This is a genomic window from Phyllobacterium ifriqiyense (genome assembly GCF_030817885.1).
GTDB classification, from domain to species: domain Bacteria; phylum Pseudomonadota; class Alphaproteobacteria; order Rhizobiales; family Rhizobiaceae; genus Phyllobacterium; species Phyllobacterium ifriqiyense.
On the sequence record NZ_JAUSZT010000003.1, the window covers coordinates 2,434,886 to 2,454,256 of the forward strand.

The 19,371-nt window shown below is 53.3% G+C and carries 12 protein-coding genes, 4 tRNA genes and 1 pseudogene; 13 read left to right on the forward strand and 4 right to left on the reverse strand.

Annotated elements, in window-relative coordinates; all coding sequences use genetic code 11:
- Window positions 1-124: 124 nt before the first annotated feature.
- Entirely contained in the window at window positions 125-931 is an 807-nt protein-coding gene (locus QFZ34_RS19505) for an NAD kinase (RefSeq protein WP_336441924.1), read from the reverse strand.
- A 173-nt stretch (window positions 932-1,104) separates the two neighbouring features.
- Window positions 1,105-1,180: transfer RNA gene (locus QFZ34_RS19510), tRNA-Thr, on the reverse strand.
- A 263-nt stretch (window positions 1,181-1,443) separates the two neighbouring features.
- On the opposite strand from QFZ34_RS19510, the gene QFZ34_RS19515 reads away from it, so the two are divergent.
- Window positions 1,444-3,096 carry an FAD-binding dehydrogenase gene (locus QFZ34_RS19515; protein WP_307284436.1) on the forward strand — a complete coding sequence of 551 codons (1,653 nt, stop codon included), beginning with the start codon at window positions 1,444-1,446 and terminating at the stop codon, window positions 3,094-3,096.
- 30 nt (window positions 3,097-3,126) lie between these two features.
- Here the strand turns inward: QFZ34_RS19515 and rlmB are convergent, their stop codons facing one another.
- Complete coding sequence (gene rlmB, locus QFZ34_RS19520) at window positions 3,127-3,984, reverse strand: 23S rRNA (guanosine(2251)-2'-O)-methyltransferase RlmB (protein WP_307284438.1); 858 nt, start codon at window positions 3,982-3,984, stop codon at window positions 3,127-3,129.
- 240 nt (window positions 3,985-4,224) lie between these two features.
- Here rlmB and QFZ34_RS19525 point away from each other — a divergent pair.
- The 12 genes and pseudogenes from QFZ34_RS19525 (at window position 4,225) to rpoC (ending at window position 18,427) form a co-directional block, all read left to right on the forward strand.
- Window positions 4,225-4,309 (forward strand) — tRNA-Tyr (locus tag QFZ34_RS19525).
- A 79-nt stretch (window positions 4,310-4,388) separates the two neighbouring features.
- A tRNA-Gly gene (locus QFZ34_RS19530) sits at window positions 4,389-4,462 on the forward strand.
- Between the two features lie 240 nt (window positions 4,463-4,702).
- Window positions 4,703-5,878: an elongation factor Tu gene (tuf, locus tag QFZ34_RS19535; RefSeq protein WP_115055874.1), complete on the forward strand. Its 1,176-nt coding sequence runs from the start codon at window positions 4,703-4,705 to the stop codon at window positions 5,876-5,878.
- A 205-nt stretch (window positions 5,879-6,083) separates the two neighbouring features.
- Window positions 6,084-6,159: transfer RNA gene (locus QFZ34_RS19540), tRNA-Trp, on the forward strand.
- 225 nt (window positions 6,160-6,384) lie between these two features.
- The gene (gene secE / locus QFZ34_RS19545; RefSeq protein WP_008121726.1) at window positions 6,385-6,585 is read left to right on the forward strand and encodes a preprotein translocase subunit SecE; all 201 of its coding nucleotides are present in this window, start codon (window positions 6,385-6,387) and stop codon (window positions 6,583-6,585) included.
- Between the two features lie 38 nt (window positions 6,586-6,623).
- Window positions 6,624-7,154, forward strand: a complete 531-nt coding sequence (gene nusG, locus QFZ34_RS19550) for a transcription termination/antitermination protein NusG (protein ID WP_008121728.1) — start codon at window positions 6,624-6,626, stop codon at window positions 7,152-7,154.
- A 165-nt stretch (window positions 7,155-7,319) separates the two neighbouring features.
- Complete coding sequence (rplK, locus tag QFZ34_RS19555) at window positions 7,320-7,748, forward strand: 50S ribosomal protein L11 (RefSeq protein ID WP_115055815.1); 429 nt, start codon at window positions 7,320-7,322, stop codon at window positions 7,746-7,748.
- 4 nt (window positions 7,749-7,752) lie between these two features.
- Window positions 7,753-8,451, forward strand: a complete 699-nt coding sequence (gene rplA / locus QFZ34_RS19560; RefSeq protein WP_115055813.1) for a 50S ribosomal protein L1 — start codon at window positions 7,753-7,755, stop codon at window positions 8,449-8,451.
- A 342-nt stretch (window positions 8,452-8,793) separates the two neighbouring features.
- Window positions 8,794-9,312: a 50S ribosomal protein L10 gene (gene rplJ / locus QFZ34_RS19565; protein ID WP_115055811.1), complete on the forward strand. Its 519-nt coding sequence runs from the start codon at window positions 8,794-8,796 to the stop codon at window positions 9,310-9,312.
- A 47-nt stretch (window positions 9,313-9,359) separates the two neighbouring features.
- Window positions 9,360-9,734: a 50S ribosomal protein L7/L12 gene (gene rplL / locus QFZ34_RS19570; RefSeq protein ID WP_115055809.1), complete on the forward strand. Its 375-nt coding sequence runs from the start codon at window positions 9,360-9,362 to the stop codon at window positions 9,732-9,734.
- 184 nt (window positions 9,735-9,918) lie between these two features.
- Window positions 9,919-14,074 (forward strand): annotated as a pseudogene (rpoB, locus tag QFZ34_RS19575) (DNA-directed RNA polymerase subunit beta).
- A 144-nt stretch (window positions 14,075-14,218) separates the two neighbouring features.
- Window positions 14,219-18,427, forward strand: a complete 4,209-nt coding sequence (gene rpoC, locus QFZ34_RS19580; RefSeq protein WP_115055805.1) for a DNA-directed RNA polymerase subunit beta' — start codon at window positions 14,219-14,221, stop codon at window positions 18,425-18,427.
- Between the two features lie 365 nt (window positions 18,428-18,792).
- Here rpoC and QFZ34_RS19585 read toward each other — a convergent pair whose 3' ends face one another.
- A complete protein-coding gene (locus QFZ34_RS19585) occupies window positions 18,793-19,074 on the reverse strand; it encodes a hypothetical protein (RefSeq protein ID WP_307284458.1) in 282 nt (93 codons plus the stop codon).
- Window positions 19,075-19,371: the final 297 nt, after the last annotated feature.

Consider the following 19,371-nt stretch of genomic DNA (forward strand, 5'->3'; position numbering starts at 1 on the left):
CTGACGCTTGATTGCATAGCGTTTGCTGTAATTGCGTTACGGCGCATACCAGCAAAAGTCAACTCTTTGGTATGGTCACATTTAACCGTTTGTTACAATTGTCCGTCATTTTATTCTAATGTTGTCAATAAAGGAACTGTTCCTTTAGAATTCGTTCGTTCCACGAATGGTTTTTATCAAAGAGAATGGTAGCTCGCAGCTGGGAAGCTTCTTCAATGGTGACCGATAAAACCGACTTTACTTCCGTATGATCTGCAACGGCGTTGACAGGTCGTTTCTCCGGCTCAAGAATATCGAAACGCACAGTCACCTTATTGGGCAGGAGCGCACCACGCCAGCGCCGCGGCCGGAAAGCCGAAACAGGTGTAAGCGCAAGAAGGCGCGCATCAAGCGGCAGGATGGGCCCTTGGGCTGAAAGATTGTAAGCCGTCGAACCTGCAGGCGTGGCAACCATGACACCATCGCAAATGAGTTCTTCCAGCCGGATTTGATCGTCAACGCTGATGCGGATTTTCGCTGCCTGGTATGATTGGCGAAGCAAGGAGATTTCATTGAGGGCGAAGGCCGTGACAGTGCCTTCTTCCACCGATTCCGCTACCATCTTCAGTGGCCGGATCGTCTCGGATTGCGCAGCCTCAATTCGATCCTTCAGGCCAACGCTGCTGAACTCGTTCATTAGAAAGCCAACGGATCCGCGGTTCATGCCGTAGATCATTTTTCCTTGGTTCATGTAGTGCTGCAACGTCTGCAGCATGAAACCGTCGCCACCAAGCGCAACGATCACATCAGCATCGCGAGCGTCGGACTGACCGTAGAATTTGATGAGTTCTTGAGCAGCTTCATCCGAATCCGGCGTGCCGGAGGAAAGAAAAGCAAATGTTTCAATTTTCCGGTTCATGACTGCCTGCGAAATGTAAAGGAATAAGGATATATCGCCTAGCACGCTGGGCGTGATCTGGCAAAACGCGAAAGTGATATTGGTAAAGAAACAACGCCGCTGCAGCGCTTGTACAACTAGCCGGCGAAAAGATCTGGAGCGTGCATCATGCGCGAAGCAGGTAAAGAATTACCAGCGTGCTCGCGTGCAAACATTAAAGGAAAAGGTGGTGCCCCCAGAGAGACTCGAACTCCCGACCCTCTGATTACAAATCAGATGCTCTACCAACTGAGCTATAAGGGCAGCGGCGTTCGATTAGCACAAAGCTCCGAAGTGTAAAACGGAAAATGTGGTTTATACGAAATAATTTTACGAAAAGCCCGAAAACCGGGCCGATACTGTCTTTCAGGGTTGGTCGAATAGAGCAGTCTGGCCAAGCATGTCTCGATATCATCGAAAACGCGCGTAAGCGCCACGATAATCAGGCGCTCGAAGAATCGACGTGCGTAATAACGTTGACGTAAAGGTTATCTGTAGTTCAATGTTGCTGAAGGGGGATCTCAGAGATGACATATGATGCTGATGCTATTGTGATTGGGGCGGGGCTGGCGGGGTTGGTAGCTGCCACGGAACTGACCGATGCGGGCAAGCGGGTAATCATTGTTGATCAGGAACCCGAGCAGACATTGGGCGGACAGGCGTGGCGCTCTTTTGGTGGATTGTTCTTTGTAAATAGTCCCGAGCAGCGTCGACTGCGAATTAAAGATTCTTACGAGTTGGCATTGCAGGATTGGATGGGATCTGCGGGCTTTGATCGTGAGGAGGACCATTGGCCGCGAAAATGGGCTGAGGCCTATGTCGATTTTGCTGCCGGCGAAAAACGTTCATGGCTGCATGCGCAAGGGATGCGCTGGTTTCCTATCGTCGGTTGGGCGGAGCGGGGCGGTTCATTGGCGACGGGCCACGGAAATTCTGTGCCACGCTTTCATATTACGTGGGGAACGGGGTTGGGCGTGGTCGAGCCCTTTGTCCGGCGGGCCCGTGAGGCTGAACAAAAAGGACTTTTAAGTTTCCGATTTCGCCACAGGGTCACGTCGCTCGGCACGAATGGCGGCATTGTGGACAGCGTGGAGGGTGAGGTGCTTGAGCCTAGCAATGTCAAGCGCAGTGAGCCCAGTTCACGTGTGGTTGCCAGCTCGTTCATTTTAAGGGCGCAGGTAATTGTTGTTTGCAGTGGAGGCATGGGAGCCAATCACGATCTTGTGCGCAAAAATTGGCCAAAACGCTTGGGTGAAGCTCCTAAACGCCTCATCAGCGGGGTGCCGGATCATGTTGATGGATTGATGCTGGGTATAAGCGAACAAAGCGGCGCGCATCTAATCAACTGCGATCGCATGTGGCACTATGTCGAAGGCGTGCACAATTGGAACCCGATTTGGTCTAGGCATGCTATCCGTATTTTGCCGGGGCCATCATCCTTATGGTTTGATGCCAATGGAAATCGCTTGCCTGCACCATGCTTGCCGGGCTTCGACACATTGGCCACACTCAGTCACATCATGAAAACGGGATATGATTATTCCTGGTTCATACTCAACGAGACCATTGTGAAAAAAGAATTCACGCTATCAGGCTCAGAACAAAACCCTGATTTCACCAGCAAGAGTTGGCGGCAGGTATTGAAGCGAGCCACCGGTGGCATTCCCTCACCTGTTAAAGCGTTTCTCGATAAGGGCGAAGATTTCATCGTTGAAAATAATCTGACTGATCTGGTGCGGCGAATGAACGCTCTGAGCGGGGATAATTTGATTGATGAGCAAAAACTTCACGCACAAATTGCCGCACGCGATCGCGAAGTCGAGAACACCTACACGAAGGACGCACAAATCACGGCGATAAGGGGCGCGCGCAATTATATCGGCGACAAGCTCGTTCGCGTCGTGCCTCCCCACAAGATACTGGACCCAAAACATGGGCGCCTGATAGCGGTGAGACTCAATATTCTGACGCGCAAGTCATTGGGCGGCATAGAGACTGATCTGAATGCACGTGTTCTGAAACAAGGCGGCGAGCCGCTACCGGGAGTTTACGCGGCGGGCGAGGCGGCTGGCTTTGGCGGTGGAGGAGTTCACGGATATAACTCGCTTGAAGGAACTTTTCTTGGCGGTTGCATATTTTCCGGCCGTATTGCTGGTCGGGCAGCCGCCAAGGTTGTTTAGATCACGCCAATACCGTGGTGGGCAGTTCCTTCATCGCGTCAGATAGCGTTGGGCTGCATAAAGTGAGATTGCAGCCGCGTTGGACACATTCAATGATTTGATAGCGCCGGGCATATCAAGACGGGCGAGGTGGGTAACTGTCTCGCGCGTCTTCTGACGTAAGCCTTTGCCTTCTGCGCCGAGGACCAAGGCAATGCGTCCTGGCTTCATCGTTTTTTCGAGTTCGAGCGGCCCTTCCGAATCAAGCCCAATTGTTGTGAAGCCGAGCTCGTGTAATTCACTGATCGCATCAGCAAGATTGCGAACTTCTATATGGGGAATAAGTTCAAGCGCGCCAGAAGCGGCTTTTGCAAGGACGCCTGATTCTTGTGGGCTGTGCCTTGCCGTTGTGATGATAGCTCCAGCGCCGAAGGCCACTGCGGACCGCATGATTGCGCCGACATTGTGTGGATCAGTAACCTGATCAAGAATCAGCAGGAGATCGCTTTCTTGAAGCACTTTCAAAGATTGGGCTTTTAAAGGCTTTGCTTCGATCATCACGCCTTGATGCACGGCATCAGAGCCGGTTTCCTTATCGATAGCGCGGGGCTCAACAATTTCAACGTCGAATCCCAGGGCGTCTGGATCAGCGATTTCCAGTCGATCGAGAGCATTCTTCGTGACCAGCATGCGTTTGATCTGGCGGGCAGGGTTATCCAGTGCTGCGCGGACCGTATGCAAACCATAGAGCCGGACAAGCCCTTCCGGTGCTTGTGTGCCGGCGACTTGAGGACGCGAAGCTCGTTCAGCCTGTTGCGGTGTACCGCCAGCCTTCTGATCGCGGTACTGGCGGCGCAATGTCGCGTAATGGGAATCTTTTTGCGTATGTGTGGGTTTTTGTGTCGTCATAACGCGACCATATACGCTTTCACTTCGTTCAGCGATACGACTATTCGTTGAATTTATTGGCTTCGGTCGGTTGAACCGCATAATTTGTCAGGCAATTTCCACAACTCATTCATTTTCTGCCAGTAAGTGTTGACACCACGTGACCTAGTCGGCATAAGGCCCTCCGCAAGCAGCAGCCTGATGAACTGTCCGGCGGGTGTTTGCGAAGTGCCAAATGGCGCGGTTCCATCGGCAGTGACCGGAGGAGTGCCCGAGTGGTTAAAGGGGACGGACTGTAAATCCGTTAGCTTGGCTTACGTTGGTTCGAATCCAACCTCCTCCACCACTGCCGGAACCGCCCGCCTGGCGCATAATCCCAAGACGAATTGGTCTTGGTGGAGATTATGTGCCAATTTGAGTGTTGTGCGGGTATAGCTCAGTGGTAGAGCAGCAGCCTTCCAAGCTGAATATGCGGGTTCGATTCCCGCTACCCGCTCCAGTTTCGACAGAGAGCACCGCGTACACGCGAGAGCGCGTATGGTGCTCTTCGATTTTGTCTTGAGCTTGTACGCCGCTCATGTGTCCCCATATGAACGAGCATATCCCAAGACAAACCCAACCCGGATCGGTCGTGTTTGGCCGGGCGGGTGACTGTGCTGACGGACGGCTCGCTGTCTCGTCTGACTACAAACATGGTACCGGCCTCTAGACCGGTTGTGATGACGAGAGAACGACGATTATGGCTAAGAGCAAGTTTGAACGTAATAAGCCGCACGTAAACATCGGCACGATTGGTCACGTTGACCATGGCAAGACGTCGTTGACGGCAGCGATTACGAAGTATTTTGGTGAGTACAAGGCGTATGACCAGATCGACGCTGCACCGGAAGAAAAGGCACGCGGCATCACCATTTCGACGGCACACGTTGAGTATGAGACGCCTGCGCGTCACTATGCACACGTTGATTGCCCTGGCCACGCCGACTATGTGAAGAACATGATCACCGGCGCTGCGCAGATGGATGGCGCGATTCTGGTTGTGTCTGCCGCTGACGGCCCGATGCCCCAGACCCGCGAGCACATTCTGCTTGCCCGTCAGGTTGGCGTTCCTGCGATCGTCGTGTTCCTGAACAAGGTTGATCAGGTTGACGATGCCGAATTGCTCGAACTGGTTGAGCTTGAAGTTCGTGAGCTTCTTTCCAAGTATGATTTCCCGGGCGACGATGTACCGATCGTCAAGGGTTCGGCTTTGGCTGCACTTGAAGACAGCAACAAGGAAATCGGCGAAGACGCAGTTCGCGCGCTGATGGCTGAAGTTGACAAGTACATTCCAACACCAGAACGTCCGATTGACCAGCCATTCCTGATGCCGATCGAAGACGTTTTCTCGATCTCGGGTCGTGGTACGGTTGTGACTGGCCGCGTTGAACGCGGTATCGTCAAGGTTGGTGAAGAAGTTGAAATCATCGGCATCAAGCCGACGACAAAGACAACAGTTACCGGCGTTGAAATGTTCCGCAAGCTGCTCGATCAGGGCCAGGCAGGCGACAACATCGGTGCACTGGTTCGCGGTGTTGGCCGTGAAGACGTTGAGCGCGGTCAGATCCTTGCCAAGCCAGGTTCGGTCAAGCCGCACACGAAGTTCAAGGCAGAAGCCTATATTCTGACGAAGGACGAAGGTGGCCGTCATACGCCATTCTTCTCCAACTACCGTCCACAGTTCTACTTCCGCACGACCGACGTGACGGGTGTAGTGACTTTGCCGGAAGGTACGGAAATGGTCATGCCTGGCGACAACATCTCGGTTGATGTGACGCTGATCGTGCCAATCGCCATGGAAGAGAAGCTCCGCTTCGCTATCCGTGAAGGTGGCCGCACCGTCGGTGCTGGCATCGTCGCTTCTATCATTGAGTAAGACTGTCGCCTGACAGTTCGAATCGGGAAGGGCGGTCCATTGGATCGCCCTTTTTGTTTGCAAAGAATTTGGTTTCGAATCGAAAATAGGCGCAGCCAGGCGCAATTGTTGGCAAGCTAAACAGATAATTTTTCAGCAAGGCGCAAGAAGTCGCGTATTGGCCCTTGAAAAGGCCACGGCTTTGTGGAATGTACGCCCCGAAGATAGGGGAGTAGCTCAGTTGGTAGAGCGGCGGTCTCCAAAACCGTAGGTCGCAGGTTCGAATCCTGTCTCCCCTGCCATCTATATAGTCTGCTGGGTACACGATTGGATGGTGTAACTGCAGATGTTGAGAAGGAATTGACTCCGGGGCCTTGTGTTTTACCGGAATCGGTTCTATGTAACGTCAACAGACACGCGGTGCGTGGAGCTGAATAATCAGCTTTACGGGCCGTAATGGTGTGAACAGTCGGCATTTGAATATTAATGCAGTGTGTTTGCAGCGAAATGACACGCACGAGCGGTAAATGGCATCCAAAACGAATCCAATAACTTTTTTTCAGCAAGTGCGCGCTGAAACCGCAAAGGTCACATGGCCTTCGCGTCGCGAAACGCTCATTTCCACTGCGATGGTGATGATAATGGCGTTCTTTGCTGCGATCTTTTTTTTCGCAGCTGATCAGTTGATGGCATACGGGATTGATCTCATTCTCGGTCTTGGTCGTTAACGCAGGCTGACAAGAAAATCGGGATTGGGAATTCAACAATGACCGCGCGCTGGTATATCGTTCACGCCTATTCGAATTTTGAGAAGAAGGTCGCCGAGTCGATCGAAGAAAAGGCGCGACAGAAGGGTCTGTCGCATCTTTTTGAAAAGATCCTTGTTCCGACCGAAAAAGTGGTTGAAGTGCGCCGTGGCCGTAAGGTTGATGCTGAGCGTAAATTCTTCCCGGGCTATGTCATGGTTCGTGCTGATTTGACGGATGATGCATATCATTTGATCAAGAACACGCCGAAGGTAACCGGTTTTTTGGGTTCGGATAATAAGCCGATCGCAATTTCCGACAAGGAAGCAGAGCGCATCCTGACCCAAGTTCAGGAGGGTGTTGAGCGTCCTAAGGCATCGATCTCGTTTGAGATTGGTGAAAGCGTTCGTGTTGCTGATGGACCCTTTGCGTCGTTCAACGGTACGGTACAGGAAGTTGATGAGGAGCGTTCGCGCCTCAAGGTCGAGGTTTCGATCTTTGGTCGTGCAACTCCCGTCGATCTGGAATTTGGTCAGGTGGAAAAGGTCTGATCATAAGGGCGGCTCTCGAAGTTGTCCTGTCACTCCGGTGACGAAGAGGTGGGAGGCGAGAAACCTTAGCCGGGTTTTAAACCGAACCACCAAACTGCAACCGCTGGTTTTCCAGCATAATGTAAAGGTGCTGGTTTATCCGGCATAACCATAAGGCAGAGTACAATGGCTAAGAAAATAGCAGGCCAGCTCAAGCTGCAGGTTTCGGCAGGATCGGCAACGCCATCCCCGCCAATCGGACCGGCACTTGGTCAGCGCGGCATCAACATCATGGAATTCTGCAAGGCCTTCAATGCGGCTACGCAGGAAATGGAAAAGGGCTCGCCCGTTCCAGTCGTGATCACATATTATCAGGACAAGTCCTTCACTTTTGCAATGAAGACCGCTCCGGTTTCCTACTTCCTCAAGAAGGCTGCAAATCTGAAGTCCGGTTCCAAAGAACCAGGTAAGGTAGTTGCCGGTAAGGTTACGCGCGAGAAAGTCCGCGAAATCGCTGAAGCGAAGATGAAAGACCTGAACGCAGCAGATGTTGAATCTGCAATGCGCATGGTCGAAGGTTCTGCCCGTTCGATGGGCCTGGAAGTGGTGGGCTGATCCGATGGCAAAAGTAGCAAAGCGCGTAGCGAAGGTTCGTGAAGGCATTGACCGCAACAAGCTCTATGATCTGACTTCGGCAATTGCCATGGTCAAGGAGCGTGCAGTCGCCAAGTTCGACGAAACTATCGAAGTTGCAATGAATCTCGGCGTTGATCCTCGTCATGCGGACCAGATGGTTCGTGGTGTTGTCAATCTGCCAAACGGCACTGGCCGTACCGTTCGTGTTGCCGTGTTTGCACGCGGTGCCAAGGCTGATGAAGCCACGGCTGCCGGCGCAGATATCGTTGGTGCAGAAGATTTGTTCGAGATCGTCAATGGCGGCAAGATCGATTTCGATCGCTGCATTGCAACACCGGACATGATGCCGCTCGTTGGCCGTCTCGGTAAGGTTCTAGGACCTCGCGGCATGATGCCAAACCCAAAGGTTGGCACGGTTACGACTGACGTTACGGCTGCAGTTAAGGCTTCGAAGGGCGGCGCTGTTGAGTTCCGCGTGGAGAAGGCCGGTATTATTCATGCTGGCGTCGGTAAGGCTTCTTTTGATGCCAAGGCGCTTGAAGAGAATATCAAGGCTTTCGCTGATGCGGTAACCAAGGCCAAGCCTGCTGGTTCCAAGGGTGAGTATGTCAAGCGCGTCGCGATTTCCTCGACAATGGGCGCTGGCGTAAAGATCGACCCGGCAACAGTACGCATTGCGTAACTGTTGATTGAGTTTTCAAGCTTAACCGCTTGATTGAAAGAATTCCAGGCCTTTCGGGGCCTGGATAACCGGACGAAAATCCGGTTATCCTGTCCGAGATTGCGGGTGGTTCGCCTTAATTCGTAAGAACCTGCATGAGACGTGGAAAAACTTTGATTTGAGGGCTTTGCCCAAAGAACAAGGTTCGAACCGTAGTTGCCTTTCGCTTGCAGCCAATCCGGCGAAGCAGGGGGGACAGGATCCTCAACTGTTGTTTGGTTTCAGTTTTCGGACTGAAGGCTTGCAACAAAAGGCAACCCGGCAGGAATGCAATATCGCATTACTGTCAAATGGAGAGAGACAGTGGAAAAAGCGGAAAAGCGCGAATTTGTCACTTGGCTGAATGGGGTCTTCAAGGATTCCGGTTCAGTTGTCGTGGCCCACTATACCGGTCTCACCGTTGCGCAGCTGAGCGATCTTCGCTCCAAGATGCGTGATGCTGGTGGCACTGTTAAAGTCGCGAAGAACCGCCTTGCCAAGATCGCTCTTCAAGGCACGGAATCGGAAGGCATTTCTGATCTATTCGTAGGTCAGACACTTGTTGCCTATTCCAATGATCCGATTACGGCACCAAAGATCGCCATTGAATTTGCCAAGGGCAACGAAAAGCTCGTTATCCTCGGTGGCTCAATGGGAGCAACAACTCTTGATGCAGATGGCGTGAAGGCTCTGGCCGCACTTCCATCACTCGACGAGTTGCGCGCAAAGCTGGTTGGTATGATCCAGACACCAGCTTCTCGCATCGCTCAGGTCGTAAACGCACCGGCAGCTCAGCTTGCCCGCGTTTTTGGCGCCTATGCCCGGAAGGACGAAGCGGCATAAGGCCGTTCTCGCTGTCAATATATCGAACCTTGTAAAGGAATATCACAATGACTGATCTCGCAAAGATCGTAGAAGACCTGTCCAACCTTACAGTTCTTGAAGCTGCGGAACTTTCCAAGCTTCTTGAAGAGAAGTGGGGCGTTTCTGCTGCCGCTCCTGTTGCTGTTGCCGCTGCTGGCGGTGGTGCAGTTGCAGCTGCTGTTGAAGAAAAGACTGAATTCGACGTCGTTCTGACCGATGCCGGCGCTAACAAGATCAACGTGATCAAGGAAGTCCGCGCAATCACCGGTCTTGGCCTGAAAGAAGCCAAGGACCTCGTTGAAGCTGCTCCTAAGGCAGTTAAAGAAGCAGCGACTAAGGATGAAGCTGACAAGATCAAGGCACAGCTCGAAGCAGCTGGCGCCAAGGTTGAACTCAAGTAATCCTTGCGTTATTGGCGGGCAGGGTGACCTGTCCGCCGACTACCCTCTCCGGAGGGCCCGGTACTCAACCCTTTTCCTGATGGCAATTTGGTGCTTTCAGGAAACGGGTTTTGTCCCGTTCACGGGGCCGCATACGCGGTTTTAAGAAACAGGCCAGTTTCTGGCATAAAGACGAGGAGCGACGATGGCTCAGACCCATTCTTTCAATGGTCGTAGGCGCGTACGCAAGTTTTTCGGTAAGATTCCGGAAGTCGCAGAGATGCCGAACCTCATCGAGGTTCAAAAGGCTTCCTACGATCAGTTTCTGATGGTGGAAGAGCCCAAGGGCGGACGTTTGGACGAAGGTTTGCAGGCTGTATTCAAGTCTGTTTTCCCGATCCAGGATTTCTCTGGTGCTTCCATGCTCGAATTCGTCAAGTACGAGTTCGAAGCTCCAAAATTCGACGTTGACGAATGCCGTCAGCGCGATCTGACATATGCTGCGCCGCTTAAGGTGACGCTGCGCCTTATCGTGTTCGATATCGATGAAGATACCGGCGCGAAGTCGATCAAGGACATCAAGGAACAGGACGTTTACATGGGCGATATGCCGCTCATGACCGATAATGGTACGTTCATTGTAAACGGCACCGAGCGCGTGATCGTTTCGCAGATGCACCGTTCACCGGGCGTCTTCTTTGATCACGACAAGGGCAAAACCCATTCGTCCGGCAAGCTTCTGTTTGCTGCGCGCGTCATTCCGTATCGCGGCTCATGGCTCGATATTGAATTCGATGCAAAGGACGTTGTGTATGCGCGTATCGACCGCCGCCGCAAAATTCCGGCGACATCGCTGTTGATGGCGCTCGGCATGGATCCAGAAGAGATTCTGTCGACTTTCTACAATTCGCTCACATTCAACCGTGACGGCGAGACATGGCGTATTCCATTCTCAGTCGACCGTTTCCGCGGCTTCAAGGCGACCACTGACGTTATCGATGCTGATACGGGCGAGGTTATCCTCGAAACCGGTAAGAAGCTGACTGCGCGTAGCGCCAAGCAGCTTGCTGAAAAAGGCTTGAAGTTCATCAAGGCGACCGAAGACGATCTGCTCGGCTCCTATCTAGCCGAAGATATCGTCAACATGGAAACTGGTGAAGTTTATCTCGAAGCAGGCGACGAGCTTGACGAGAAGACCCTCAAGGTTCTGCTCGACACGGGCGTTTCGGAAATCAACGTTCTCGATATTGATCATGTCAATATCGGACCATACATCCGTAACACGCTCGCCGTGGACAAGAACGAGAGCCGCCAGGACGCATTGTTTGACATTTACCGTGTCATGCGCCCGGGTGAGCCACCGACAATTGACTCGGCTGAAGCCATGTTCAAGTCGCTGTTCTTCGACAGCGAACGTTATGATCTGTCGGCTGTTGGTCGCGTCAAAATGAACATGCGCCTTGATCTGGATGCGGAAGACACTGTCCGTATCCTGCGCAAGGAAGACATTCTTGCCGTGGTCAAGATGCTGGTTGATCTGCGCGATGGCCGTGGTGAAATCGACGACATCGATAATCTCGGCAACCGCCGTGTGCGTTCGGTCGGCGAATTGATGGAAAACCAGTACCGGGTTGGTCTGCTTCGCATGGAGCGTGCCATCAAGGAACGTATGTCATCCATCGAAATTGACACTGTCATGCCGCAGGATCTGATTAACGCGAAGCCAGCAGCAGCAGCGGTTCGTGAGTTCTTCGGTTCTTCGCAGCTTTCGCAGTTCATGGATCAGACCAACCCGCTGTCCGAGATTACGCATAAGCGTCGTCTTTCAGCTTTGGGACCTGGCGGTTTGACTCGTGAACGTGCAGGCTTTGAAGTTCGCGACGTTCATCCGACACATTACGGCCGTATCTGCCCGATTGAAACGCCGGAAGGCCCGAATATCGGTCTGATCAACTCGCTCGCAACCTTTGCCCGGGTCAACAAGTACGGCTTTATCGAAAGTCCGTATCGCAAGATCATTGATGGCAAGGTTACCGACGACGTTGTTTATCTGTCGGCAATGGAAGAAGCCAAGTATCACGTGGCGCAGGCCAATGTGGAGCTCGACTCTTCCGGCGGATTCACAGATGAATTCGTTGTCTGCCGTCATGCGGGTGAAGTCTTGATGGCCCCACGTGAAAACGTGGATTTGATGGACGTTTCACCAAAGCAGCTTGTATCGGTTGCCGCCGCGCTTATTCCGTTCCTTGAAAACGACGACGCCAACCGCGCTCTGATGGGCTCGAACATGCAGCGTCAGGCCGTTCCTCTGGTTCGTGCTGAGGCGCCATTCGTCGGAACAGGTATGGAGCCGGTTGTTGCTCGCGACTCCGGTGCTGCTATCGGTGCCCGCCGTACAGGTATCGTTGATCAGGTTGACGCAACCCGTATCGTTATCCGTGCGACGGAAGATCTCGTACCGGGCAAGTCTGGCGTTGATATTTATCGCCTGATGAAGTTCCAGCGCTCGAACCAGAACACCTGCATCAATCAGCGTCCGCTGGTACGTGTAGGCGACCGGATCGAAAAGGGCGATATCATTGCTGACGGTCCTTCGACGGATCTGGGTGATTTGGCTCTTGGCCGTAACGTGCTGGTCGCGTTCATGCCGTGGAATGGCTACAACTACGAAGATTCCATCCTGCTTTCTGAAAAGATCGTTTCGGATGACGTCTTCACCTCGATCCATATCGAGGAGTTCGAAGTTATGGCTCGCGACACGAAGCTTGGACCGGAAGAAATCACGCGTGACATTCCGAACGTTTCGGAAGAAGCGCTGAAGAATCTGGACGAAGCCGGTATCGTCTACATCGGTGCCGAAGTTCAGCCGGGCGATATTCTTGTCGGCAAGATCACTCCCGAAGGGCGAAAGCCCAATGACGCCGGAAGAGAAGCTTCTTCGCGCCATTTTCGGTGAAAAGGCTTCGGACGTTCGTGACACCTCGATGCGCATGCCGCCCGGGACTTACGGTACGGTAGTGGAAGTTCGCGTTTTCAATCGCCACGGCGTTGAAAAGGACGAACGTGCCATGGCTATTGAGCGTGAGGAAATCGAACGCCTGGCCAAGGACCGCGACGACGAACAGGCTATCCTGGACCGCAACGTCTATGGCCGTCTTGCTGATGTTCTCAACGGCAAATCTGCTGTTGCCGGACCGAAAGCGTTCAAGAAGGGCACAGTCGTTACGCAGGACATCATGGGTGAATACCCACGTTCGCAGTGGTGGCAGTTTGCTGTCGAAGACGAAAAGATCCAGGGCGAAATCGAAGCTCTGCGCAACCAGTATGACGACTCCAAGAAGCTGCTTGAACAGCGCTTCATGGACAAGGTCGAAAAGGTCCAGCGCGGCGATGAGATGCCTCCAGGGGTCATGAAGATGGTCAAGGTCTTTGTCGCTGTGAAGCGCAAGATCCAGCCAGGCGACAAGATGGCTGGCCGTCACGGCAACAAGGGTGTTGTTTCGCGTATTGCTGCTGTTGAGGATATGCCGTTCCTTGAAGATGGAACGCATGTTGACATCGTTCTCAATCCGCTTGGCGTGCCAAGCCGAATGAACGTTGGTCAGATCCTTGAGACGCATCTGGGCTGGGCTTGCGCCGGAATGGGCAAGAAGATCGGGGAACTGATCGAAGCCTATAAGGCACAGCACGCACTAGGCGAGCAGGGCGACATTGCTCCGCTTCGGGCGACGATTGAGTCGATCATCCCGGACAATGACCGCAACGAACCGGTTCGCAACTATGATGATGAAAGCATCATTCGTCTTGGCGAACAGATGAAGCGCGGTGTGTCGATTGCAACGCCGGTATTTGACGGTGCGCATGAACCAGACATCAATGTGATGCTGGAGCAGGCCGGCCTAAAATCCTCCGGTCAGTCGACACTGTACGACGGACGTACGGGTGAAACTTTTGATCGTCAGGTGACTGTCGGCTACATCTATATGCTGAAGCTGCACCATCTGGTTGACGACAAGATCCACGCCCGTTCGATCGGACCTTACTCGCTCGTTACGCAGCAGCCTCTGGGTGGTAAAGCCCAGTTCGGCGGTCAGCGCTTCGGTGAAATGGAGGTCTGGGCACTGGAAGCATATGGTGCGGCTTACACGCTGCAGGAAATGCTTACGGTCAAGTCCGATGACGTTGCCGGTCGTACCAAGGTCTATGAGGCGATTGTCCGCGGCGACGATACGTTCGAAGCAGGCATTCCCGAGAGCTTCAACGTTCTCGTCAAGGAAATGCGTTCGCTCGGACTTAATGTCGAGCTGGACGATACACGCCAGCAGGAACAGCAACAGGCATTGCCTGACGCTGCAGAGTAAAAAACGTCAGGGTGCGCGATTAGTTTCCGCGCACCCCGGCATTCGTTTCGAGCCGCTGAAGAAGCGGCATTTGATCTAGATGGACCGCGGTGGCGGATATTCATCGCAAGGAGAGGGCACTTTTTTGCCCCATGGAGAAACGGCATGAACCAAGAGGTCATGAATCTTTTCAATCCTCAGGCGCCTGTGCAGGCATTCGATTCCATCAGGATTTCGATCGCCAGCCCTGAGAAGATTCTGTCCTGGTCATACGGTGAGATCAAGAAGCCGGAGACGATCAACTACCGCACCTTTAAGCCGGAGCGGGATGGTCTTTTCTGTGCTCGGATCTTCGGGCCGATCAAGGACTACGAATGCTTGTGCGGCAAGTACAAGCGCATGAAATACAAGGGCATCATCTGCGAAAAGTGCGGTGTGGAAGTCACGCTGTCACGCGTTCGCCGTGAGCGCATGGGCCATATTGAACTTGCTGCGCCGGTTGCGCACATCTGGTTCCTGAAGTCCCTGCCAAGCCGTATCGGCACATTGCTTGATATGACCCTTAAGGGCATCGAGCGCGTTCTCTATTTCGAGAACTACATTGTGACCGAGCCAGGCCTGACTGCACTGAAGGAGCACCAGCTTCTTTCGGAAGAAGAATACATGATTGCTGTCGATGAGTATGGTGAAGATTCCTTCACTGCGCTGATCGGTGCGGAAGCAATTCATGAGCTGCTCGCTTCCATGGATCTGGAAAAGATTGCTGGCGATCTGCGCGAAGATCTGGCGACAACAACGTCTGATCTGAAGCAGAAGAAGCTGATGAAGCGTCTTAAGATCGTCGAAAACTTCCTGGAGTCGGGTAACCGTCCGGAATGGATGATCATGAAGATCGTTCCGGTCATTCCTCCGGATCTTCGTCCTCTGGTTCCGCTGGATGGCGGACGTTTCGCTACATCCGATCTTAATGATCTGTATCGTCGCGTAATCAACCGTAACAACCGCTTGAAGCGCCTGATCGAACTGCGTGCTCCTGGCATCATCATCCGCAACGAGAAGCGCATGCTTCAGGAATCGGTCGATGCGTTGTTCGACAACGGCCGTCGTGGTCGTGTTATCACCGGTGCCAACAAGCGTCCGCTGAAGTCGCTGTCCGATATGCTCAAGGGCAAGCAGGGCCGCTTCCGTCAGAACCTTCTGGGCAAGCGCGTCGATTATTCCGGCCGTTCAGTTATCGTGACTGGTCCTGAACTCAAGCTTCACCAGTGCGGTCTGCCAAAGAAGATGGCGCTCGAACTGTTCAAGCCATTCATCTACGCCCGTCTTGACGCAAAGGGTTATTCCTCAACCGTCAAGCAGGCCAAGAAGCTGGTTGAAAAGGAAAAGCCGGAAGTCTGGGATATTCTTGATGAGGTCATTCGCGAGCATCCGGTTCTGTTGAACCGCGCTCCGACGCTGCACCGTCTTGGTATTCAGGCATTCGAACCCACCCTGATCGAAGGCAAGGCAATCCAGCTGCATCCGCTCGTTTGTACCGCTTTCAACGCGGACTTTGACGGTGACCAGATGGCTGTCCACGTACCGCTTTCGCTGGAAGCGCAGCTTGAAGCCCGCGTTCTGATGATGTCGACGAACAATATCCTGCATCCTGCAAATGGTCTGCCGGTTATCGTACCGTCTCAGGACATGGTTCTCGGCCTTTACTATCTGTCGATCGTTGCGGTTAAAGAGCCGGGCGAAGGCATGGCGTTTGCCGATATGGGCGAACTTCATCATGCTATCGGCAATGGTTCGGTCACTCTTCACACGAAGATCAAGGGCCGCTTCAAGAGCATCGACGCTGACGGCAAGCCAACGTCGAAGATTTTCGACACGACGCCTGGCCGCATGATCATCGGTGAGCTTCTTCCGAAACACCACAATGTGCCTTTCGATATCTGCAATCAGGAAATGACCAAGAAGAACATCTCCAAGATGATCGACACGGTTTATCGCCATTGCGGACAGAAAGAGACGGTCATTTTCTGCGATCGCATCATGCAGCTTGGCTTCAGCCATGCTTGCCGCGCCGGTATCTCGTTCGGCAAGGACGACATGGTTATTCCGGAAACCAAGGCGAAGCTGGTTGCTGAAACCGAAGCTTTGGCGACCGAATACGAACAGCAGTACAATGACGGCCTGATCACTCAGGGCGAGAAGTACAACAAGGTTGTTGACGCTTGGGGTAAGTGCACCGAGAAGGTCGCCGACGAAATGATGGCCCGCATTAAGGCCGTTGAGTTTGATCCTGTTACTGGTCGCCAGAAGCAGATGAACTCGATCTATATGATGTCGCACTCCGGCGCTCGTGGTTCTCCGAACCAGATGCGTCAGCTGGGCGGTATGCGCGGTCTGATGGCCAAGCCTTCGGGCGAAATCATCGAAACGCCAATCATTTCGAACTTCAAGGAAGGTCTGACTGTGAACGAGTACTTCAACTCGACCCACGGTGCCCGTAAGGGACTTGCAGATACTGCATTGAAGACGGCTAACTCCGGCTATCTGACACGCCGTCTGGTTGACGTCGCTCAGGATTGCATCGTCATCTCTGTTGATTGTGGCACCACAACCGGTCTCACAATGCAGCCGATCGTTGATGCGGGTCAGGTCGTTGCGACAATTGGCCAGCGCGTTCTCGGTCGTACCGCGCTTGAAGATATCTTGCACCCGATTTCAGGCGACGTGCTTGTAACTGGTGGCAATATCATCGACGAGTTCGATATCGATGCCATTGAGAAGGCTGGTGTTCAGTCGATCCGCATTCGCTCGGCTCTCACCTGTGAGACGCGCGGCGGTATCTGCGCCAAGTGCTACGGTCGCGATCTTGCCCGTGGTACGCCGGTCAACCAGGGTGAGGCGGTCGGTGTTATCGCTGCTCAGTCCATTGGTGAGCCAGGCACGCAGTTGACCATGCGTACGTTCCATCTTGGTGGTACAGCGCAGGTTGTCGATCAGTCGTTCCTCGAAGCCAGTTATGAAGGCACCGTACAAATCCGCAATCGCAACGTGGTGCGTAACTCCGATGGCCATCTGGTTGTCATGGGCCGCAACATGGCAGTTGTCATCCTGGATGCAACGGGCAAGGAACGCGCAACACACCGCGTTACCTATGGTTCGCGCATCTATGTTGATGACGGCGACACGGTTAAGCGCGGTCAGCGCGTTGCCGAGTGGGATCCTTATACCCGCCCGGTCATGACGGAAGTCGAAGGTCACGTCGAATTCGAAGACATGGTCGACGGTCTCTCGGTTACGGAAACGACGGATGAGTCCACCGGTATCACCAAGCGTGTGGTTATCGACTGGCGCTCAACACCGCGTGGTTCGGATCTGAAACCGTCAATCGTGGTCAAGGACAAGGCAGGCAAGGTTCTGAAACTGGCAAAGGGCGGCGACGCACGCTTCCAGCTGTCAGTGGAATCCATCCTTTCGGTCGAGCCAGGCTCGCACGTTAAGGCTGGTGACGTTCTTGCGCGTATTCCGATGGAAAGCGCCAAGACCAAGGACATCACCGGTGGTCTTCCACGCGTTGCGGAACTATTCGAAGCCCGTCGTCCGAAGGACCACGCTATCATCGCTGAGATTGATGGTACGGTTCGTTTTGGCCGCGACTATAAGAACAAGCGCCGCATTGTCATCGAACCGAACGACGAGACTCTAGAGCCTGTTGAGTATCTGATCCCCAAGGGCAAGCCTTTCCATCTTCAGGATGGCGATGCGATCGAAAAGGGCGATTATATCCTCGACGGCAACCCGGCACCGCACGACATTCTGGCGATCAAGGGCGTGGAAGCTTTGGCTTCATATCTCGTCAATGAAATTCAGGAAGTCTATCGCTTGCAGGGCGTTCTGATCAACGACAAGCACATCGAAGTGATTGTCCGTCAGATGCTGCAGAAGGTCGAAATCACCGAGTCTGGTGACACCGGCTTTATTGCTGGCGATCACGTTGACCGGATCGAGCTGGACGAAATTAACGAGCGTCTTGAAGAAGATGGCAAGAAGCCAGGCTACGGCACTCCGGTGCTGCTCGGCATCACCAAGGCTTCTTTGCAGACACCGTCGTTCATCTCGGCAGCGTCCTTCCAGGAAACCACACGCGTCCTCACAGAAGCTGCTGTTGCCGGTAAGATGGATGCTCTGCAGGGCCTGAAGGAGAACGTCATTGTTGGACGTTTGATCCCGGCAGGTACAGGCGGAACGGTCAAGCAGATCCGCCGCATTGCCGGAGCTCGCGACGAGTTGATCATCGACGAGCGCCGCAAGGAAGCTGGAGCAAGCGCCGCGAAAGCTGGCCCGATGCTGACAGACATGACAGGCCAGCCAGCCGAGTAAGCTGGTTAGCTGCACCAAATCAAAAGGCCGCCCCGGAGAAATCCGAGGCGGCCTTTTTCATGGGCTTTTCAACCGACTGCAACCAAACTACTACTCACGATGGAAAATCTTCAGCAAAAATCGGCGGTTTTTCAGCAAAAATGCTTCAAATCTCTCAGAGACGTTGCCGATGTTTGAGATAATGAAGGAATATGTCGGAAAGGGCAGGGAGGCGATCTGAAGGATTGTCCCGAAACGCCCATGAGCTCGCAATCAATAAGAGTGTCCAGTTGTATTGTTCGGCAGTACCTGCGTTGTCGGAAGCAAACACCCATTATGGTGCTCTGGTGCGAATTTCAAAAAATCTGTAGATCGGCCGGCGACAGCTATTCGTTGAACTCTATCATCGCGATCTGCCCGGTCAGGGCATTCTTGTAGGCTGACAGATGAGGCTCTTCAGTTGGCTCTTCGGTGAGGGTGCCGATCTCGAGTAGCTCTGCTTCATCATAGCCTTCATTGGCGAGAATCTGTAGGGCGAAGTCGACCAGCCCTTCAGCATCGTCCCGCATAAGAAGGAGATGAACCTGTCGCGGCTCATCCTGCTTCTCTTTCCATACATCGGCAATGACGAGATGGACGATTTTCGGTTCAGGCTTGTCTGATGGCATTGGTTTGATTCCTGATTCTTCGATTCTACAGTCAGAATAGACGTAACGAGTCGGTCTGGCATGCGAGTCGGCAAGAATCCCTGTGAAGAAGACGAAATTTAACTTGAATTAACGATTGTTCAACGAAACTATCGGTCGTCGGGATGCAAAAGCGCCAGCAAATGCTGTGCGCTCAAAGAATATTGGGGGTTCAGGCTTGACGAAAGGCTGAAACACCAGTATCAGCAGCCCATCTGAGCCGATGTGAGATTGGCCATTTCGGAGCGACACGCTCTGGAGTTCATCTCAAACAGGGTT

Excerpts from the sequence above, each read along its gene's own strand:
- secE (WP_008121726.1), top strand. The coding sequence starts at position 6,385 with ATGGCATCCAAAACGAATCCAATAACTTTTTTTCAGCAAGTGCGCGCT.
- nusG (WP_008121728.1), top strand. The coding sequence starts at position 6,624 with ATGACCGCGCGCTGGTATATCGTTCACGCCTATTCGAATTTTGAGAAG.
- rplL (WP_115055809.1), top strand. The coding sequence starts at position 9,360 with ATGACTGATCTCGCAAAGATCGTAGAAGACCTGTCCAACCTTACAGTT.
- rplK (WP_115055815.1), top strand. The coding sequence starts at position 7,320 with ATGGCTAAGAAAATAGCAGGCCAGCTCAAGCTGCAGGTTTCGGCAGGA.
- rpoC (WP_115055805.1), top strand. The coding sequence starts at position 14,219 with ATGAACCAAGAGGTCATGAATCTTTTCAATCCTCAGGCGCCTGTGCAG.
- rlmB (WP_307284438.1), bottom strand. The coding sequence starts at position 3,984 with ATGACGACACAAAAACCCACACATACGCAAAAAGATTCCCATTACGCG.
- QFZ34_RS19515 (WP_307284436.1), top strand. The coding sequence starts at position 1,444 with ATGACATATGATGCTGATGCTATTGTGATTGGGGCGGGGCTGGCGGGG.
- rplA (WP_115055813.1), top strand. The coding sequence starts at position 7,753 with ATGGCAAAAGTAGCAAAGCGCGTAGCGAAGGTTCGTGAAGGCATTGAC.
- QFZ34_RS19585 (WP_307284458.1), bottom strand. The coding sequence starts at position 19,074 with ATGCCATCAGACAAGCCTGAACCGAAAATCGTCCATCTCGTCATTGCC.
- tuf (WP_115055874.1), top strand. The coding sequence starts at position 4,703 with ATGGCTAAGAGCAAGTTTGAACGTAATAAGCCGCACGTAAACATCGGC.